Annotated in this window: 13 protein-coding genes; 9 read left to right on the forward strand and 4 right to left on the reverse strand. The window is 66.4% G+C overall.

The features are described 5' to 3' along the window. Positions 1-12: 12 nt before the first annotated feature. The 3 genes from CAL19_RS11930 to CAL19_RS11940 form a co-directional block, all read right to left on the reverse strand. Positions 13-774, reverse strand: a complete 762-nt coding sequence (locus tag CAL19_RS11930) for a TSUP family transporter (RefSeq protein WP_094796878.1) — start codon at positions 772-774, stop codon at positions 13-15. Positions 775-822: 48 nt separating this feature from the next. Continuing rightward, on the reverse strand, positions 823-1,704 hold the full coding sequence (locus CAL19_RS11935) for an EamA family transporter (RefSeq protein WP_094796879.1): 882 nt from the start codon (positions 1,702-1,704) through the stop codon (positions 823-825). An 86-nt stretch (positions 1,705-1,790) separates the two neighbouring features. After that, positions 1,791-2,099: a YciI-like protein gene (locus CAL19_RS11940; RefSeq protein WP_026640226.1), complete on the reverse strand. Its 309-nt coding sequence runs from the start codon at positions 2,097-2,099 to the stop codon at positions 1,791-1,793. A 72-nt stretch (positions 2,100-2,171) separates the two neighbouring features. Here CAL19_RS11940 and CAL19_RS11945 point away from each other — a divergent pair, with 72 nt between their 5' ends. The 4 genes from CAL19_RS11945 (at position 2,172) to CAL19_RS11960 (ending at position 8,401) form a co-directional block, all read left to right on the forward strand. Beyond that, on the forward strand, positions 2,172-2,462 hold the full coding sequence (locus CAL19_RS11945) for an antibiotic biosynthesis monooxygenase family protein (protein WP_026640225.1): 291 nt from the start codon (positions 2,172-2,174) through the stop codon (positions 2,460-2,462). A 31-nt stretch (positions 2,463-2,493) separates the two neighbouring features. Beyond that, on the forward strand, positions 2,494-3,288 hold the full coding sequence (locus tag CAL19_RS11950) for a hydroxypyruvate isomerase family protein (RefSeq protein WP_094796880.1): 795 nt from the start codon (positions 2,494-2,496) through the stop codon (positions 3,286-3,288). Between the two features lie 126 nt (positions 3,289-3,414). Further along, positions 3,415-6,006 (forward strand): bifunctional aconitate hydratase 2/2-methylisocitrate dehydratase, encoded by a 2,592-nt coding sequence (gene acnB, locus CAL19_RS11955; RefSeq protein ID WP_026640223.1) that lies wholly within the window; start codon positions 3,415-3,417, stop codon positions 6,004-6,006. 202 nt (positions 6,007-6,208) lie between these two features. Next, positions 6,209-8,401, forward strand: coding sequence for a TonB-dependent receptor (locus CAL19_RS11960; protein ID WP_038852423.1), 2,193 nt, complete (start codon positions 6,209-6,211; stop codon positions 8,399-8,401). Between the two features lie 7 nt (positions 8,402-8,408). Here CAL19_RS11960 and CAL19_RS11965 read toward each other — a convergent pair whose 3' ends face one another. Beyond that, a complete protein-coding gene (locus CAL19_RS11965) occupies positions 8,409-9,284 on the reverse strand; it encodes an SMP-30/gluconolactonase/LRE family protein (RefSeq protein ID WP_094796882.1) in 876 nt (291 codons plus the stop codon). A gap of 141 nt (positions 9,285-9,425) precedes the next feature. Between CAL19_RS11965 and CAL19_RS11970 the strand changes: the two genes are divergently transcribed. From CAL19_RS11970 to earP, 5 genes are all read left to right on the forward strand, one after another. Continuing rightward, the gene (locus CAL19_RS11970) at positions 9,426-10,037 is read left to right on the forward strand and encodes a hypothetical protein (RefSeq protein WP_026640220.1); all 612 of its coding nucleotides are present in this window, start codon (positions 9,426-9,428) and stop codon (positions 10,035-10,037) included. A 77-nt stretch (positions 10,038-10,114) separates the two neighbouring features. After that, complete coding sequence (locus CAL19_RS11975; protein ID WP_094796883.1) at positions 10,115-13,684, forward strand: ABC transporter ATP-binding protein/permease; 3,570 nt, start codon at positions 10,115-10,117, stop codon at positions 13,682-13,684. 248 nt (positions 13,685-13,932) lie between these two features. Then, positions 13,933-16,632 carry an aconitate hydratase AcnA gene (gene acnA, locus CAL19_RS11980; RefSeq protein ID WP_094796884.1) on the forward strand — a complete coding sequence of 900 codons (2,700 nt, stop codon included), beginning with the start codon at positions 13,933-13,935 and terminating at the stop codon, positions 16,630-16,632. A 100-nt stretch (positions 16,633-16,732) separates the two neighbouring features. Then, complete coding sequence (locus CAL19_RS11985; protein WP_094796885.1) at positions 16,733-17,932, forward strand: DUF2863 family protein; 1,200 nt, start codon at positions 16,733-16,735, stop codon at positions 17,930-17,932. 12 nt (positions 17,933-17,944) lie between these two features. Next, a complete protein-coding gene (gene earP, locus CAL19_RS11990; RefSeq protein WP_094797161.1) occupies positions 17,945-19,054 on the forward strand; it encodes an elongation factor P maturation arginine rhamnosyltransferase EarP in 1,110 nt (369 codons plus the stop codon). The last annotated feature ends 123 nt before the right edge of the window (positions 19,055-19,177 follow it).

The raw sequence follows: 19,177 nt of genomic DNA on the forward strand, positions 1-19,177 counted from the left end.
CCTGCGCAGGCCCTATGCCAGCAGCGCGCGGGTGGCGGGAATGAGCAGGCCCAGGCCGGCAAGCAGCAACAGCACGAACACCAGGCGCTTGACGATATGCACCGAGCTCGACGACGCATAGCGGCGAACGATCCAGGTCAGACCCACGACCACCGGCAAGGCCTCCAGACTCAGCCATAGCGCCGTTGCGCCCAGACTGCCGTGCCCGGCCACGAGCGTCAGGCGCAGCACCGCGTTCGACGCGAACAGCACAAGCAGGCTGTTGCGCACCAGCGCCAGGGGCAGAGGCTGCCGGTACAGGTGGTACACCATGGGAGGCCCCGCGCTGGAGAACAGCCCGCCCAGCACGCCGGATAGTGCGCCAAACCAGAGGAAGGACAGACGCGAAGAAACCCGCGGCAACGGGCGGGTGCGCAGAATCAGCATCAGGGCGCACGCCAGGATGGTGAGCCCCAGCAGCCATCGCAGCAGCAAGGCGGTATTGCCGCTGATCCATTCCAGCGCGGCCACGCCCACGCCGACCCCCGCCAGGCTGGCGGCCATGGGCAGCCGGATGAAGCGCCAGCTCAGGTGCGAGCGCGCCTGGCCCAGCGCCACGATTGCATTGACCAGTGTCAGCATGCTGACCACGTTGGAAACCTCGGGCAGCGGAGCCAGGGAGAACAGCCCCGCCAGCCCCAGCAAGACCAGGCCGAAGGCAAACCCGGTCATGGTCTGCGCGTATGTCGCCAATGCCACGCAGGCCAGAAACAACAGATGTTCAACCCAACTCATACTGCCACTACGACAACCGCCACGGCGCGAAAGACGCGCAACGCACTGCTACCGCCTGCCTCCCGCGCGACTCGCATACATGTTCAAGGACAGCCCGGCCAGGACCAGACCCGCCGCCATGATTTTCCAACCCGGCAGCGGCTCATCGAGCAGCGCCACCGAGGCAAGAATGCCGAAAACCGGCACCAGCAGCGCCATCGGGGTAACGGTGGCCGCGGGATGGCGGGCCAGCAGCCATCCCCACGCGCCGAAGGCGAAAACGGTATTGCCCACCGCCTGCCACAAGGCCGCCAGCCATGCCCAGCCGCTGGCCTGCCCCAGGGCGTGCACGATCTGCGACGGGCCGTCCAGCACAATGCTGATCAGCGCAAGCGGAACAATGGCAAACAGGCTGCTCCAGGCAGTGAAGGCCAGCATATTGATGCGACCGGCGCCGCGCATGACCATGTTGGTGCAGGCCCAGGCCACGCCTGCGGTCAGCACGATGCCCAGGCCCGTCAGGGTGACGGCGGCCGACGAATCGGTGATGCTGCGCCAGGCCACGAGCCCATACCCGCCCACGGCCAGCACGGCTGCCACCAGTTGCAGGGGCCGCACACGTTCGCCATGCAAGACCACCGATATCAATATGGTGAAGAAGACTTGCGACTGGATGACAAGCGAGGCCAGGCCGGGCGAGATGTCTTGCCGCATGGCCCAGTAAAGCAGGCCGAACTGGCCCACTCCCAGCAACAGGCCGGCACACGCAAGCACGCGCCATGGCACTGCCGGCCGGCGAAACACCAGTATCCAGGGCAAGGCAGACAGCAGGAACCGCAGGGTAGCGAACAGAAAGGCGGGGAACTCGGCGAGCCCCCATTTGATGACGACGAAATTCGTGCCCCAGATGAAGACTGCGGCAAGCGCCAACAACGAATGGGACAGCGGCATGTATCAGGACATGGGCAGGGGCAAGGCGGCATCATACCCCGCCAGGCGCCGCCCCGCCTTGCCGCCCCCCACGCCCCGGACGGGCTTCAGGCCGCGCCGGGCGCCACCGGATGGGAAGCCTGTTCGCCCACGACGGTGGTCCAGGGCCGTACGCGCCACTGCCGCACCAGGCCGTTCTGCACATAAGGGTCGGCCCGCGCAAACGCTTCGGCCGCCTGTGGCGATTCGCCCTGGAACAACAGCACGGCCTGGTCGGCCGGATCGGCCAGCGCGCCGCCCAGCACCAGTTCACCCCGCGCGACGGCCTCGCGCGCAAGCGCCAGGTGGGCGTCGCGGAACTCCCCCCGGCGTTGCAGATAATCGGGCACCAAGTCATAGAACATCAGATAATGCATGACGGCTCCTACGCGGAATAATGACCGCCCGATCATACTAGCCATTGCAATCATCCCAACAAGGAAACCCCGATGATCCAGGAAATCGCCAGCATTCTCGTGGCCGCCGGTCACGAAGCCGACTTCGAGGCCGGCGTGGCCCAGGCCCGGCCGCTGTTCATGCGGGCCCGCGGCTGCCATGGCGTGGCCCTGCACCGTTCGATCGAGAATCCCAGCCAGTACACGCTGGTGGTCGACTGGGAAACCGTAGAAAACCATATGGTGGACTTCCGGGAGTCGGCCGACTTCCAGGAATGGCGCAAGCTCGTGGGGCCGCACTTCGCCCAGCCGCCCCAGGTACATCACGAAACCAAGGTGCTCTGAGGCGGCCCTTGCCATTTTCCAAGAGGCGCTCATGAAGCTGGCTGCGAATTTATCCTTGCTGTACCCCGGCCTGCCCCTGGCGCGGCGCATGCAAGTGGCTGCGCGCGACGGCTTTGCCGGCATCGAAATCCTGTTTCCCTATGACCAGCCTGCGGCGGAACTCGCCGCCATGCTGCGGGCCAACGGCCTGTCGCTGGCACTGGTCAACACGCCGCCCGGCCCTGGCGGCGAGAAAGGCCTTGCCTGCATCCCGGGCCGGGAAGCGGACTTCGATGCCGCGCTGGCGCGTGCGCTGGATGTGTGCCTGGCCACCGATTGCCGCAGCGTGCACGTCATGGCCGGGCATCCGCCCGCAGGGGCTGCTCATGCGGATTGCGAGCAGACGCTCGTGGCGAACCTGCGGCGGGCTGCGTCGCAGGCGCAACCACTGGGCGTCACGCTGACGCTGGAAGCCCTGAACCGGCACGACATGCCCGGGTATTTCTATTACCTGCCCGACCAGGCGGCCCGCATCGTCGGGCAGGTAGCCCATCCCGCAGTACGACTGCAATTCGATTTCTACCATTGCCAGCGCGAGTCCCTGGACCTCGACCACGCCTTGCGCCGCAGCCTGCCGTCGGTGCATCACGTGCAGATCGCCCATCCGCACGGCCGCCACGAACCCGACCCCGCCGACCCCGAAGTCAGCCGCGCGCTGCGCACGCTGGCCGCCAGTGGCTATGAAGGCTGGATCGGCTGCGAATACCTGCCGCGCGGCGACACCCGCGCCGGCCTGGCATGGCGGGAAGACTACCGCGCGCTGCTCGACGCTGCGCCACGAGGCTGAACCGGCTGGCCGCAACGGCGCCCGCAAGTCTTATATAAGATATAAGACACTTGCCCCGCCGGCCCTCTAGCCTCTACAATCGCCGCCATAACCCTCCTTGCAACCCGACTTTACGCAGGCCTTCCCATGCTGGAATCGTATCGCCAACACGTCGCCGAGCGCGCCGCGCTGGGTATCCCCCCGCTGCCCCTTACGGCTCAACAAACCGCCGACCTGATCGAACTGCTGAAGAACCCGCCTGCGGGCGAAGCCGAATACCTGCTGGGCCTGCTTACCCACCGCGTGCCCGCCGGCGTTGACGATGCGGCCAAGGTAAAGGCTTCGTACCTGGCGGCCGTCGCGCTGGGCAAGGAATCGTGTGCGCTGATCAGCCGCGCCAAGGCCACCGAATTGCTTGGCACCATGCTGGGCGGCTACAACATCGGCCCGCTGATCCAGCTGCTCGATGACGCCGAAGTCGGCACCATCGCCGCCGACGCCCTGAAGAAAACCCTGCTGATGTTCGACGCCTTCCACGACGTGAAAGAAAAGGCCGAGCAAGGCAATGCCAATGCGCGCAGCGTGTTGCAAAGCTGGGCCGATGCCGAGTGGTTCACCAGCCGCCCCGAACTGCCCCAGAGCATGACCATTACCGTGTTCAAGGTTCCTGGCGAAACCAACACCGACGACCTGTCGCCCGCGCCGGACGCGACCACGCGCCCCGATATTCCGCTGCACGCGCTGGCCATGTTGAAGAACAAGCGCGAAGGCGCGGCGTTCCAGCCCGAAGAAGACGGCAAGCGCGGCCCCGTGAAGTTCATCGAGTCGCTGAAAGAAAAAGGCCATCTGGTCGCCTACGTGGGCGACGTGGTGGGCACCGGATCGTCGCGCAAGTCGGCCACCAACTCGGTACTGTGGTTCACGGGCGAAGACATCCCCTTCGTGCCGAACAAGCGCTTCGGCGGCGTGTGCCTGGGCGGCAAGATCGCCCCCATCTTCTACAACACCATGGAAGATGCCGGCGCCCTGCCGATTGAACTGGACGTCTCCAAGATGGAAATGGGCGACGTCATCGAACTGCGCCCCTACGAAGGCAAGGCGCTGAAGAACGGCGAAGTCATCGCCGAATTCAAAGTGAAGTCCGAAGTCCTGTTCGACGAAGTGCGCGCCGGCGGCCGCATTCCGCTGATCATCGGGCGCGGCCTCACGGCCAAGGCGCGCGAAGCGCTGGGCCTGCCGCCTTCGACACTGTTCCGCCTGCCCAGCAACCCGGCCGACACGGGCCGCGGCTTTACGCTGGCGCAGAAGATGGTGGGCCGGGCCTGCGGCCTGCCCGAAGGCCAGGGGGTGCGCCCGGGCACGTACTGCGAGCCGCGCATGACCTCCGTCGGCAGCCAGGACACCACCGGCCCCATGACGCGCGACGAACTGAAAGACCTGGCGTGCCTGGGCTTTTCGGCCGACCTGGTCATGCAGTCGTTCTGCCACACCGCGGCCTACCCCAAGCCCGTAGACGTCAAGACGCATCACACCCTGCCGCAATTCATCAGCACGCGCGGCGGCATCTCGCTGCGCCCTGGCGACGGCGTGATCCACTCCTGGCTCAATCGCATGCTGCTGCCCGACACCGTCGGCACGGGCGGCGACTCGCACACGCGATTCCCCATCGGCATCTCGTTCCCGGCCGGCTCGGGCCTGGTGGCCTTTGCCGCGGCTACCGGCGTCATGCCCCTGGATATGCCGGAATCGGTGCTGGTGCGTTTCAAGGGCAAGATGCAGCCTGGCGTTACCTTGCGCGACCTGGTCAACGCCATTCCGCTCTACGCCATCAAGCAGGGCCTGCTTACCGTGGCCAAACAGGGCAAGAAGAACGTTTTCTCGGGCCGCATCCTGGAAATCGAAGGCCTGCCCGACCTGAAGGTGGAACAGGCATTCGAACTGTCGGACGCGTCGGCCGAACGTTCCGCCGCGGGCTGCACGGTGCGCCTGAACAAAGAGCCGATCATCGAGTACATCAACAGCAACATCGTGATGTTGAAGTGGATGATCGCCAACGGCTATGAAGACGAGCGCTCGCTGGGCCGCCGCATCAAGGCCATGGAAGCCTGGCTGGCCGACCCCAAGCTGCTGGAGCCGGACGCCGATGCCGACTACGCAGCGGTCATCGAGATCGACCTGGCCGACATTCATGAGCCCATCGTGGCCTGCCCGAACGACCCGGATGACGTAAAGACGCTGTCCGACGTGGCCGGCGCCAAGATCGACGAAGTGTTCATCGGCAGCTGCATGACCAACATCGGCCACTTCCGCGCGGCATCGAAGCTGCTGGAAGGCAAGCGCGACATTCCCGTCAAACTGTGGGTGGCGCCCCCCACCAAGATGGACGCCCAGCAGCTTACGGAAGAAGGCCACTACGGCGTGTTCGGTACGGCTGGCGCGCGCACGGAAATGCCGGGCTGCTCGCTGTGCATGGGCAACCAGGCGCAGGTGCGCGAAGGCGCCACCGTCATGTCGACCAGCACGCGCAACTTCCCCAACCGCCTTGGCAAGAACACGAACGTGTATCTGGGGTCGGCCGAGCTGGCTGCCATCTGCTCGCGCCTGGGCCGTATTCCTACCAAAGAGGAATACCTGGCCGACATGGGCGTCATCAACCAGAGCGGCGACCAGATCTACCAGTACCTGAACTTCGACAAGATCGCCGACTACAAAGACGTCGCCGATGTGATCGAGGTATAAGGCGCAGGCAGTGCGGCGGGTCGCTCGCCCGCCGCCATGCAACACGGCCCCGGGTGCATGCCCGGGGCCGTGTCGCATTCAGGCCTCGTGCAAAAGGGGCGGCGGCGCGGGCCGCGTCCGGCCCAAGGCGGGCGTGCGGGAAATGTTGCGCGCGGCGGGCTGTATCGGGATAATACGAAACATTCTTATTCCTAATACCATCATGCCCGCCACTCTTCGTATATTCCGGCACGCCTCCCGCATTCCGCTGCGCCCGCTGTCCCGCGCGCTGCACATTGCCTGGGCGGCGGGGCTGCTGGCCGGCAGCCCCGCGCTGGCGCAAACCGTGCAAGGCTCTGTGACGACCCTGGAGGCCACCACGGTGACGGGCGAGCTGGGCGTGTCCAACCCTACTCCCATTGAGTATGCAGGCGGCCAGGTCGGGCGCGGCGGGCAACTGGGTCTGCTGGGCAATATCGACAACATGGACGCGCCGTTTGTGGTGTCCAGCTACACATCCAAGCTTATTGAAGACCAGCAGGCGCGCACCCTGGGCGATGTGGTCAAGAACGATGCGTCGGTGCTGGTGGGCAATGGCTTTGGCAATTCGGCCGAGACATTTTCCATACGCGGCTTCGCGCTGAATAATGACGACCTGTCGTTCAATGGCCTGTACGGCATCCTGCCGCGCCAGGTGCTGCCCACGCAGATGATCGAGCGCGTCGAGATCCTGAAGGGCGCCAACGCCTTCCTGAATGGCGCCGCGCCGGGCGGCTCGGGCCTGGGCGGCTCGATCAATATTCAACCCAAGCGCGCCGGCGCCGACCCGCTGACGCGCGCCACGCTGGACTATACGAGCGACTCCCAGGTGGGCGCGGGGGTGGACATCGCCAGGCGGTGGGGCGACAGCCAGCAGTACGGCGTGCGCGTGAACGCCGCGCACCGCGAGGGCGACACCCGCGTAGACGACGCGGGGCAGCGCATGACAGTGGGCACCATCGGGCTGGACTACCTGGGCGAGCAACTGCGCCTGTCGCTGGATGCCGGCTACCAGAAGTATCACTACTCGCAGCCGCGCCCCACGATTTCATTGCTGAGCGACCAGGTGCCGTCACCGCCGTCCAATACGGTGAATTATGGGCAACCGTGGACCTACAGCGAACTGGAAAGCACGTTTGGCGTACTTCGCGCCGAGTACGATTTTTCGAGCAACCTGATGGGGTACGCGGCAATCGGCACCAGCCACGACCGCGAAAACGGCGACTACGGGCAGCCCAGCGTCAACGGCGATGGCACCGGCACGGTCAGCCGGCTGACCGTGCCGTATACGCGCGACAGCGTAAGCGGCGAGATCGGCGTGCGCGCCCGCTTCCAGACCGGCACGGTGGGCCACCTGGTCAATGCGGGCGTATCCCGGCTGCAGACGCGTGTGCGCCAGGCGTGGGAAATGAGCGGGCCGACAGACATCGACATCTACGACCCGGATTATTTCCCGCGACCGGATACCGTCTTTACCGGCGGCGACCTCGACGACCCGCATGTCAGCAGCCGCACGCACCTGACCAGTTTCGCATTGTCGGACCAGTTGTCGTTCCTGGATGATCGCGTGCTGTTCACGGCGGGCGTGCGCTACCAGACCATTAAGGACAAGCTCTACACCACCGACGGCGCGCCGGACAGCACCTATGACAAGTCGGTGTGGACGCCCGCCTTCGGCCTGGTGGTGCGCCCCTGGGAGCAGGTGTCGTTCTATGTGAACCACATCGAGGGCCTGAGCAGGGGCGATACCGCGCCCATGACGGCCAGCAACTTCGGTGAAACCCTGGCGCCCTACCGCACCAAACAGACCGAAGCCGGCGTCAAGCTGGACTTCGGCGATATCGGCGGGCACATCGGCGTGTTCCAGATCGAAAAACCCGAGGCCTATACCAATTCGGACAACGTGTTCGAACTGGCCGGGTCGCAGCGCAACCGCGGCCTGGAAATGAGCGTGCATGGCGAACCATGGAAAGGCATCCGCATACTGGGCGGCATCACTTTCATGGACCCCGAACTGCGCGGCACGCGGGGCGGCCTGCAGGACGGCAACGACGCCATCGGCGTACCACGCTACCAGGCGGTGCTGGGCGCCGAGTGGGACGTGCCCGGCCTGGCGGGGCTGACCCTGCAGGCCTATGCGCAGCGGCGCGGGTCACAGTACGTGAATATCGACAACACCGGAAAGATCCCGGCATGGACCCGCATCGACCTGGGCGCCCGCTATGCCACCAAGATCGACGGACGCAATGTAGTGTGGCGGCTGGGCGTGGACAACGTCGCGGACAAAGATTACTGGGCGACGGTGGGCAACGATTTCGGACAAATCACGCAAGGCATGGGGCGCGTCTACAAATTGTCGATGTCGGTGGATTTCTGACCGCCGCCTAGCCGGCGAAGCGCCGTTCGGGCAACCCTTGCACGCCCAGGCCGTATATGGCGAACACGCTGCCCCTGGCCGCGCCGTCGCGCGGCATATGGGGCTGCGCGGGACGGCCCATCGACGTCACGTACAACACATCCAGCGACGGCCCTCCGAACATCACGCTGGTGACGTTCTTCACGGGCATATCGATCACCCGGTCGACCGACCCGTCGGGGCAATGGCGCACGACCTTGCCCTGGCAGACCCGCGCGCTCCACAGGCACCCTTCTGCATCGACCGTGGAGCCGTCCGGCGCGCCGCCCACGGACGGATCGACCCGCACATGGATGCGCCGGTTCGAAACCGCGCCGCTGGCGGGATCGTAATCGTAGGCGCGGATCTCGCCGCGCGCGCTGTCATTGAAGTACAACGTCGCGCCATCGGGGCTCCAGCATGGGCCATTGGATACCACCATGCCGCTGTCCAGTCGGTGCACGGAAAGATCGGGGTCCAGGCGGTATAGCGCGCCGGTCGGCTGCGTTTCGCCGATATCCATGCTGCCCGCCAGGAACCGCCCCTGCCGGTCGACCTTGCCGTCATTGAGCCGATTCGATTCGGCGCCTGGTTCGGGATCTGCGACCAGATCGATCTCGCCGCAGGCAAGATCCATGAAGTAAAACCCCCCGGCCAGGGCCAGCAGCGCCCCGCCCCGCTCCCGCAATGCCATCGAACCTATGGGTTGCGGCGCCTGCCAGGCGCGGACCTCGGCGCCGCCCTCGGTGCAGCGGAATACGCGGCCTTCGGTTCCGTCGATCCAGTACAGGCGCTGCTCGTCCACGTCCCAGAGCGGGCTTTCGCCCAGGGTGGTCTTGACGTCTACAAGGATCTCAATGCGCATGAAAGCCCCCCCTTACCTGGGCCGGCGCAGGGCGCGCGGCTGCGAATCGATGTGCAAGCACGCCGCGTGCCCGCGTGCGGCGCTGCTGCAGGCGCCTGCAGGACGGCCTAGAATGCCGCATCTCCCGATAAGGATAAGGCGATGAGGTTCTGGCCGCTACTGTCGACCCTGCTCATGCTCATGGCATTGGCCGGATGCGCCACGGCTCCCCCCTCCAATCCGGACAACATATGCGAGATCTTCCGGGAAAAGCCGGACTGGCATGACGCGGCGCTGGACGTGCGCGACAAATGGGGCGTACCCGTGCAGGTACCGTTTGCCATGATGTACCAGGAGTCCAGCTTCAAGCACGACGCGCTGCCGCCCCGCTACTACTTCCTGGGCTTTATTCCGTGGGGCCGCGTCAGCTCCGCGTATGGCTACGCACAAGCCAAAGACGAGACGTGGGCCGACTACAAGCGCGAAGCGGGAAGCTGGACGGCCAGCCGCGACAACCTTGCCGACGCGCTGGACTTCATGGGTTGGTATATGAGCAAAACGCAGCGCATCAATGGCGTATCGAAGTGGGACGCCTATGGCCAGTACCTGAACTATCACGAAGGCTGGACGGGCTACCGCAACCGCAGCTACGCGCGCAAGGCATGGCTCGTGCGCGTGGCGCAGCAAGTGCAGGCCCGCGCCGAACGCTTCGGCGCGCAGTACCGTTCGTGCGAAACCGAGCTCAACCGGGGTGGCTGGTTCGGGCTCTTCTAGTGCTTATCCGTGCACGGCAAGCGGCCCGGCGGCGCAACCTGCGCCCGGGCATCATGTAGGCAACAACAAGAGTCAGCATGTATTTCGACAAGATTCTCTGGTCCATGACACGCGGCGTACGCTGGCGCATGCTGGCGTGCGCCCTGCTGGGGCTGCTTGCCCTGGCGGCCGGTATCGCGCGGTTCGCGCTGCTGGGGCAATTCCTGGCCCGGCTGTTCGCCGGCGCCAGCGGCGTCGCGCTGTGGGCGCCGCTGGCCGCAGCCGCCATCGCCATCTTGCTGCGCGGCGGATTCGAGCATGCCTTGAACCTGCTGGCCAACCGCAACGCCGCGCGCATCCAGAACAATCTGCGCGCGCAGCTGTACGACAAGATCGTCGAGCTGGGCCCCGCCTGGTTCGGCGGGCAGCGCACCGGCGGCGTCATGCTGGCGGTCATAGACGGCGTAGAGCAGCTGCAGAGCTTCTTCGGCCGCTACCTGCCGCAATTGTTCGTTGCGGCCTGCGCCCCCGCCGTGATCTTTGCCTTCATTGCCTGGTGGGACTGGCCGGTGGCACTGGTGTTGACGGGCGCCGCGCTGCTGACGTTGATACTGCCGCTGGCGGCGCACCGCAGCCACCGGGACGCGTCGCGTCGGCGTGCTCAGGCTTTCAAGGCGTTCGGCGAAGAATTCCTGGACGCCATGCAGGGGCTGCCCACCCTGAAGGCGTTCGGGCAGAGCCGCGCCTGGGGCGACCGGCTAGCCGAACGAGCGCGCGCGTTGTCCGACAACAGCTTCAGAGTGCTGGGCCGCGAGGTGTCGGCGCGGTTTGCCACGGACATAGGCATCACCCTTGGCGCGGCCGCGGCGCTGGCGCTGGGCGCCTACCGCGTGTCACAGGGCGACATGACACTGGCCGCGCTGCTGGTGGTGCTGATGGCAGGCACCGAAATATTCCGGCCGCTGCGCGACCTGCGCGCGGTGCTGCACCACGGCCTGATGGGCCAATCCGCCGCCGCCAGCATCCGAGCCTTGCTCGAGGCGGAGAGCACCGCGCCGCAAGGCTTGAGCCGCGGCGCGCCCGAAGCTGCCGCCGGCGGTCTGGGCATCAGCTTTGACGACGTGATGTTCTCGTATCCCGGCGGGCGGCGCACCACCCACCATGGCATCCGCTTCGATATACGGCCCGGCGAACGGGTCGGCATCGTGGGGCCCAGCGGTTCCGGCAAGTCCACCCTGGTGCGGCTGCTGTTGCGCCTGCACGATCCGCAGTCCGGCGCCATCCGCATCGGCGGGCAGGACTTGCGCTCGCTCGACCCCGAAGCGGTGCGCGCGCGCATTTCGCTGGTGGCGCAGGACAGCACATTGTTCCATGGCACGGTAGAGGAAAACCTGCTGATGGCGCGTCCCGACGCCACCCCGCAGCAGATCCGCGCCGCCACCGAAGCTGCCAACGCGCATGCATTCATCATGGCCCTGCCCCAGGGCTATCAGACCGTGCTGGGCGAACGCGGGCTGCAGCTGTCGGGCGGGCAACGCCAGCGCCTGGCCATCGCGCGCGCCCTGCTGCGCGACACCCCCATTCTGATCCTGGACGAAGCGCTGTCGTCGGTGGACGCCGAGAACGAAGCCGAAATCCAGCAGGCGCTCGACCGCCTGAGCCGCGGACGCACCACACTGGTACTGGCGCACCGCCTGTCCAGCGTGGTCAATGCCGATCGCATCCTGGTGCTGGACGAAGGCCGTATTGTCGAAAGCGGCACGCATGCCAGCCTGATGGCGGGCGATACGCTGTACCGGCGCCTGATGGGCGGGCAGCAGGACACCCGGCTGGCGCCGTCTTCCGAAACCAGAAGCAATGCCGCCCCTGCGCCCGACGCCGGCGATCCAAGGCCGGCGCCTGCGGCACTGGACGCCGAGGCCCGCCACATCGGCAACCGGCAGGTACTGCAGACGCTGTTGCGGGTGATACGCCCCTGGAAGCGCCAGTTCGCGATCACCGTGGCCAGCGGCATCGGGCGCGTCGCGGCGTTCATCGGCGTGTCCGTGCTGGGCGCGCTGGTCATTGCGCGACTGAAGAACGGCGAACCGTTCGACGGGCTGCTTGCCGCCCTGTTCGTGACGGCGGCGGCCGCGGCATCCCTGCATTGGCTCGAATCCTGGCTGGCGCATTCCATCGCCTACCAGTTGCTGGCGGAGCTGCGCATCGCGCTGTACCGCAAGCTCGAAGCGCTGGCGCCCGCCTACCTCCTGCGCAGACGGTCGGGCGACCTGGTGGGGCTGGCCACGCAGGACGTCGAAACGATCGAGTACTTCTTCGCCCATACCGTGGCGCCCGCCGTGGTGGCGGTGCTGGTGCCGGCAGCCGTGCTGGCGGTGCTGGGCGCGACCGCATGGCCGTTGACGCTGGCATTGCTGCCCTTTCTGCTGTGGGCCGGGGCGTCGCCCTGGCTGACGCGTGCGCGGGTCGACGCGCAGGGCAGCCGCGCGCGCCATGCGCTGGGCCTGCTGGGCGCGCACTTATCCGAAACCATTCAGGGGCTGGCGGACCTGGTGGCGTTCTCGGCCACGGGCCGGCGTCGCGCGGCGTTTCTGGACATCGTGCGCGATTACCAGCGCGTGCGGCTGGCGCTGATGGCCGATCTGTCCCGGCAGGCGGCGCTGCTCGAAATCGCCACGGGCCTGGGCGGCCTGGCAGTCGCCGCCACCGGCGCATGGTGGGTCGCGCAGGGCCATCTGGCGCCCGGCATCCTTCCCCTTTTGATGCTGCTTTCGGTCGCCGCGTTCCTGCCGGTATCCGAAATCGCCCAGGTGAGCCGCCAGCTGGCCGACACGCTCGCGTCCACCCGGCGCCTGCGCGCCATCGAAGACGAGCCGGTGCCCATCGCCGGCGGCACATTGGCGCCGCCGCTGCACGAGACCGGCCTGCGGGTGGCCTTCGAGCATGTCACGTTCACCTACCCGGGCCGGCAGGCGCCCGCGCTGCGCGATCTGACGCTCCAGTTGCCGGCCGGCGCCACCGTCGCCCTGGTAGGCCCTTCGGGTGCAGGCAAGAGCACTGTCGCCAGCCTGTTGTTGCGCTTCTGGGACCCCCAGCAAGGCTGCGTGCGCATCGGCGGCACCCGCCTGCCCGACCTGACGCTCGATGCCCTGTACGAACGCATCGCGCTGGTGGCGCAGGACACCTGGCTGCTGAACGGCTCGCTGGAGGACAACATCCGCCTGGCGCGGCCCGACGCCAACGAGGCGGCGCTGCGGCAGGCCATCGAGCGCGCCGCGCTGGGCGAATTCGTGGCGGGCCTGCCTGACGGCCTGCGCACTCCGGTGGGCGAGCGCGGCGTGGCGCTGTCGGGCGGCCAGCGCCAGCGTATCGCCATTGCGCGCGCCTTCCTTCGGGATGCGCCCATCCTGATACTGGACGAGGCCACTTCGCACCTGGATGCGCTCAGCGAAGCGCGGGTACACCAGGCGCTGGTGGAACTGATGCGCCACCGCACCACGCTGATCATCGCCCACCGCCTGTCCACGATCCGCCAGGCCGACATGATTGCCGTAGTGGATGCAGGCCGCGTCGTCGAATGGGGCACGCATGATGATTTGCTGCGCAGCGGGGGCGTATACGCCCATCTGGTAAACCGGCAGCTGTCGGCCGCGCGGCACGGCGGCTGACCAGGCGCGGGTCTTGCTGCGCCAGGGTCGGGCGCCCGCCCCGGCGCGTGCCCGGGCCGGCCCGCTTTTTTTCCGGGCCCGGGCGCGGGAAGATGGGCGGGAACTTTGACGCAACATCCAAGTCTTATATAAGATATAAGACATAAGACACGCGTTCGCAGGCACGTTTGTCTCACATACAATGACAAGCGCGCCAAAACGCCACAAAATGGCAGCTTTACGCGGTCCCACACCCACGGAGTCTGATCATGCCGCACAACACGTTCAATACCCTCCAGAAATTCAAGATCGGCAATAAATCCTGTCAGTTCTATTCGCTGCCTGCGCTGGGCAAGGCGCTGGGAATAGACGTGCAGCGATTGCCCGTTTCGATACGCGTCGTGCTGGAGTCGGTGCTGCGAAATTGCGACGGCCAGAAAGTCACGGAAGACCACATCCGGCAATTGGCCGGCTGGCAGGCCAATGCCCGGCGCGAAGACGAAATCCCCTTCGTGGTGGCGCGCGTGGTGCTGCAGGACTTCACCGGAGTACCGCTGTTGGCCGACATCGCGGCCATGCGTTCGGTGGCGGCCAAGATGGGCCAGGACCCCAAGCGCATCGAACCCCTGGTGCCCGTGGACCTGGTGGTCGACCACTCGGTCATGATCGACTATTTCGGCACGAAGAACGCCCTGGACCTGAACATGAAACTGGAGTTCAAGCGCAACCAGGAGCGCTACCAGTTCATGAAATGGGGCATGCAGGCATTCGACACCTTTGGCGTGGTGCCCCCGGGCTTCGGCATCGTGCACCAGGTCAACCTTGAATACCTGGCGCGCGGCGTGCACCAGAAAGACAACATCTACTATCCGGACTCCCTGGTCGGCACCGACAGCCACACCACCATGATCAACGGCATCGGCGTGGTGGGCTGGGGGGTGGGCGGCATCGAGGCCGAAGCCGGCATGCTGGGCCAGCCCGTCTATTTCCTGACCCCCGACGTCGTGGGCGTGGAACTCAAGGGCCAGCTGCGCGGCGGCGTCACCGCCACCGACCTGGTGCTGACCATCACCGAAATGCTGCGCCGTGAAAAGGTGGTGGGCAAGTTCGTGGAATTCTGCGGCGAAGGCACCGCCAGCCTGTCGGTGGCCGAACGCGCCACCATCGGCAATATGGCCCCCGAGTATGGCGCCACCATGGGCTTTTTCCCGGTAGACGCGCGCACCATCGAATACTTCAAGGGCACCGGCCGCACCCGTGACGAAATCGCGGCGTTCGAAGCCTACTTCAAGGCGCAGCAGATGTTCGGCGTTCCGAATGCCGGCGACATCAACTACACCAAAGTGCTGACGCTCGACCTTTCCACGGTTGCGCCTTCGCTGGCCGGCCCCAAGCGCCCGCAGGACCGCATCGAGATCGGCCATGTCAAGAACACGTTCGTCGACCTGTTTTCCAAGCCCACTTCCGAGAACGGCTTCAACCAGCCGGCCGAGAAACTCGACCAGGCATACACCACCAGCGCCGGCACGCAGATCAAGAACGGCGACATCCTGATCGCGGCCATCACGTCGTGCACCAACACGTCCAACCCCAGCGTGCTGCTGGCCGCGGGCCTGTTGGCCAAGAAGGCCGTCGAAGCCGGCCTGAAGGTGCCCAAGCATATCAAGACCTCGCTTGCGCCCGGATCGCGCGTGGTGACCGAATACCTGAGCAAGACGGGCCTGCTGCCCTATCTGGAAAAGCTGGGCTTCGACGTGGCCGCCTACGGCTGCACCACCTGCATCGGCAACGCCGGCGACCTCACCGCCGACCTGAACGAGGCCATTGTCGACCACGACCTGGTCTGCGCCGCCGTGCTGTCGGGCAACCGCAACTTCGAGGCGCGCATCCATCCCAACATCAAGGCCAACTTCCTGGCCTCGCCGCCGCTGGTGGTGGCCTACGCGCTGGCCGGCACCATGCTGCGCGACCTGATGACCGAACCCGTGGGCCGCGGCAAGAACGGCGACGTGTGGCTCGGAGACATCTGGCCCAGCACCGAAGAAGTGCAGGCCCTGATCAAGCACGCGCTCGACCCCAAGGCCTTCCAGGAAAACTACGGCCAGGTCAAGACCAACCCCGGCAAGCTGTGGGAAAACATCAAGGGCGTCACGGGCGATACCTACAACTGGCCCGAATCCACCTACATCGCCGAGCCGCCGTTCTTCGAAGACTTCGGCATGGAACCCAAACCCATGCCTCCCATCAACGGAGCGCGGGCACTGGGCATTTTCGGCGACTCGGTCACCACCGACCACATCTCGCCGGCCGGCGCCATCAAGGAAACCTCCCCCGCCGGCAAGTGGCTGAAAGAACATGGCGTGATGAAGGCAGACTTCAACAGCTATGGCTCGCGCCGCGGCAACCACGAGATCATGATGCGCGGCACTTTCGCCAACGTGCGCATCAAGAACCTGATGATTCCGCCGCTGCCCGACGGCAGCCGCTACGAAGGCGGCGACACGCTGTTCCAGCCTACCGGCGAGCAGATGTCCATCTACGACGCGGCCATGAAATACCAGGCCCAGGGCACGCCCACCGTGGTGTTCGGCGGCGAAGAATATGGCACCGGCTCGTCGCGCGACTGGGCCGCCAAGGGTACGCAACTGCTGGGCGTCAAAGCCGTGGTGGCGCGCAGTTTCGAGCGCATCCACCGCAGCAACCTGGTGGGCATGGGCGTGCTGCCGCTGCAGTTCAAGGGCGACGACAGCGCCGAATCGCTGGGCATCACCGGCCAAGAGGTCTACGACATTTCCGGCCTGGAAAACGGCATCCGGCCCATGCAGGACGTCACCCTGTCGATCCGCCGCGCGGATGGCTCGCGCCAGGACGTGCAGGTGCTGTTGCGCATCGACACCCCGATCGAAGTCGAGTACTACGTGCATGGCGGCATCCTGCCTTTCGTGCTGCGGCAACTGCTGGCGGCTTGACGCAGACTGAACGCCCCCGGCCGGGCCGGGGGCGGGCGCAGCCCGCCGGCGTTAAACTAGTGGGTTTCCTCCTCCTGACCTTGGACACCCGCAACACACAATGGCCCGAGCCCGAAGTACCTCGTCCCCCCGCCTGAGCCGCGACGCATCGCGGCTGGCGGCGCTTGCCCAGTCATTGAACCGCTCTGGCAGCCGGGTCGAAGACCGCTACTGGGAAAACCTGCTGGCCGATGCCATACGCAAGCTGATGCGCAGCGCCCAGGACGGCCACCTCGAGGCCGCGCTGGACCATCTGGCGCAGCGCGATCCGGGCGCCTACGAAGTATTGATCGAACAAGCCGAAACCTTGTCCGAATCCATGCACATCGACAAGAACGGTCAACGCCACGACGTGTTGCTGATCGTCGCGCCCGTGGTGGCATGGACGCGTTATTCGATCCCTACCGGCCCTATCGCCGAATCCGCCCAGCAGGCGTTGCTGGCGCAACTGCACGGCCATGTGCTGGCCGAAGGCGCAAGCGTGGCGCTGTTGCCCTGGCTGGCCAGCATCGAACAGATGCCGCGCACGTTCTCCGAGACCTGGCAATGGATGCAGCGCCTGGGCGACCAAGCCCTGGGCGGCGACGCCGGAATGCCCGAACTGCGCAACGACTCCGAAGCCGCCAATATGCTGGCCGACACCCGCTATGTGGTGGCGGCGGTGGCCGTTCCCGAAGGAGCGCCGATGTTCCGCTGGCAGGAACAACCCGGCGAACACGCAAGCAGCCGCGACACCGCCCTGGCCAATTGGGTCGCGCAGGCCCAGCCGACGCTGGCCGCCATGCTGCCCGGCTGCGGCATCGAATGCCTGCTGCCCGATGCGTACTACGTCAGCAACCGCGAGGGCGACCGCCGCGTCAGGCCGTTGTCGCTGCGTGCGGCGGTAAGCTGGCTGGAAGGCGCCGTCAACCTGGCGCCCGGCGAGCTGCGCGCGGTGGTGGCCGGGTGCGGCGACGTGCGCATCGAAGAATATCGGGTCGGCTTTACGGCGCGCAACAGCAACGACGTGTATTACGGTTGCGTATGGCCGCTGTATGGCCGCGACGAAGAAACCCCGGGCGAAGACCAGCCCGACACGGTGGACGAAATCGCCGCGCTGCTTAAAGAATATGGCGTGCACGACCTGCGCCGCATTCCCGGTGTGTTGCCGCCCGAATACTGCGAAGACTGCGACGCGCCGCTGTTTCCCAACCCGCTGGGCGAACTGGTGCACGCCGAACTGCCCGAAGACGCCAACACGGCTCCGGCGCAATTTCACTGAGTACGCCGCATGATGCGGGCCGACATCTTCTGTCGGGTCATCGACAACTTCGGTGATATCGGCGTGTGCTGGCGACTGGCCAGGCGGCTGGCCCACGGCCGCGGCTGGCAAGTGCGGCTATGGGTCGACCAGTTGCCGGCCTTCGCCCGCATCCAGCCCGGCATCGCGGCCGATGTGGCGCTGCAGCGCTACGCCGGCATCGACATTGTGCATTGGTCTGCAGAGCCGCCGACGCTGGCGCCAGGCGACGTGGTCATCGAGGCTTTCGCCTGCGACCCGCCGCCCGCCTTTGTGCGAGCCATGCAGGCCAGCCCCCCGGCATGGATCAACCTGGAATACCTCAGCGCCGAACCCTGGGTCGAAGGCTGCCACGGCATGCCGTCCCGGCGGCCGGACGGCCTGGTCAAGCACTTCTTCTTTCCCGGGTTCACCCCCGCCACCGGCGGCCTGCTGCGCGAACCCGGCCTGAGCGCCGAACGCGACGAATTCCAGGCATCCGGCCCGGCGCGGGAAGCCTTTCTGCAAGGCCTGGGCCTGGGCAAGGCCCACTTGGACGGCCTGCGGCACGGGGCGCGCCTGGTCACGCTGTTCTGCTATCCCCATGCGCCGCTGGACGCGCTGGCGCAGGTATTGTCGCAAGACCGCCAGCCCACGCTGCTGATGGCGCCCGAAGGCGTGGCGCCCGGCCTGGAACCGCTGGCCAACGACGCCCTGCAGGTGGCGCGGGTGCCGTTCGTGGCCCAGCCAGACTTCGACCGCCTGCTCTGGTGCGCGGACCTGAACATCGTGCGCGGCGAAGACTCTTTCGTGCGAGCCGCATGGGCGGCACGCCCGTTCATCTGGCACATCTACCCGCAGCAGGACGACGCGCACCAGGTAAAACTGCAGGCATGGCTGGCGCGCTACCCGGCGCCGGACCAGGCGCAAGCCCTGATCCGCGGATGGAATGCATCTGCCGGCGCAAGCGCCAGGGTGGCCGCCGCCCTGCCCGCCGCCCTGGCGGCGCCCGCCTGGGCGGCATGGCAGGAAATGGCGCGCGCCTGGGACGAAGCACAGGCCGCGCGAGCCGATCTGGCTGACAACTTGGCCGATTTCTGCGCAGAATTGGCCAAGAAACGCTAGAATAGAGAGTTTTCCGAGTTCCTTCGCCCGCGCATGTTGCGTCGAGCCAAGCCTCGACTGACTGCCTCCCGGGGCACGTGGGCGCCACGCTGGCACCCGCGCGCAAGCACGGTGAGCGCGCTT

Origin of the sequence: Bordetella genomosp. 7, assembly GCF_002261265.1 — a bacterium.
In the GTDB taxonomy this organism is placed as follows: domain Bacteria; phylum Pseudomonadota; class Gammaproteobacteria; order Burkholderiales; family Burkholderiaceae_B; genus Bordetella_A.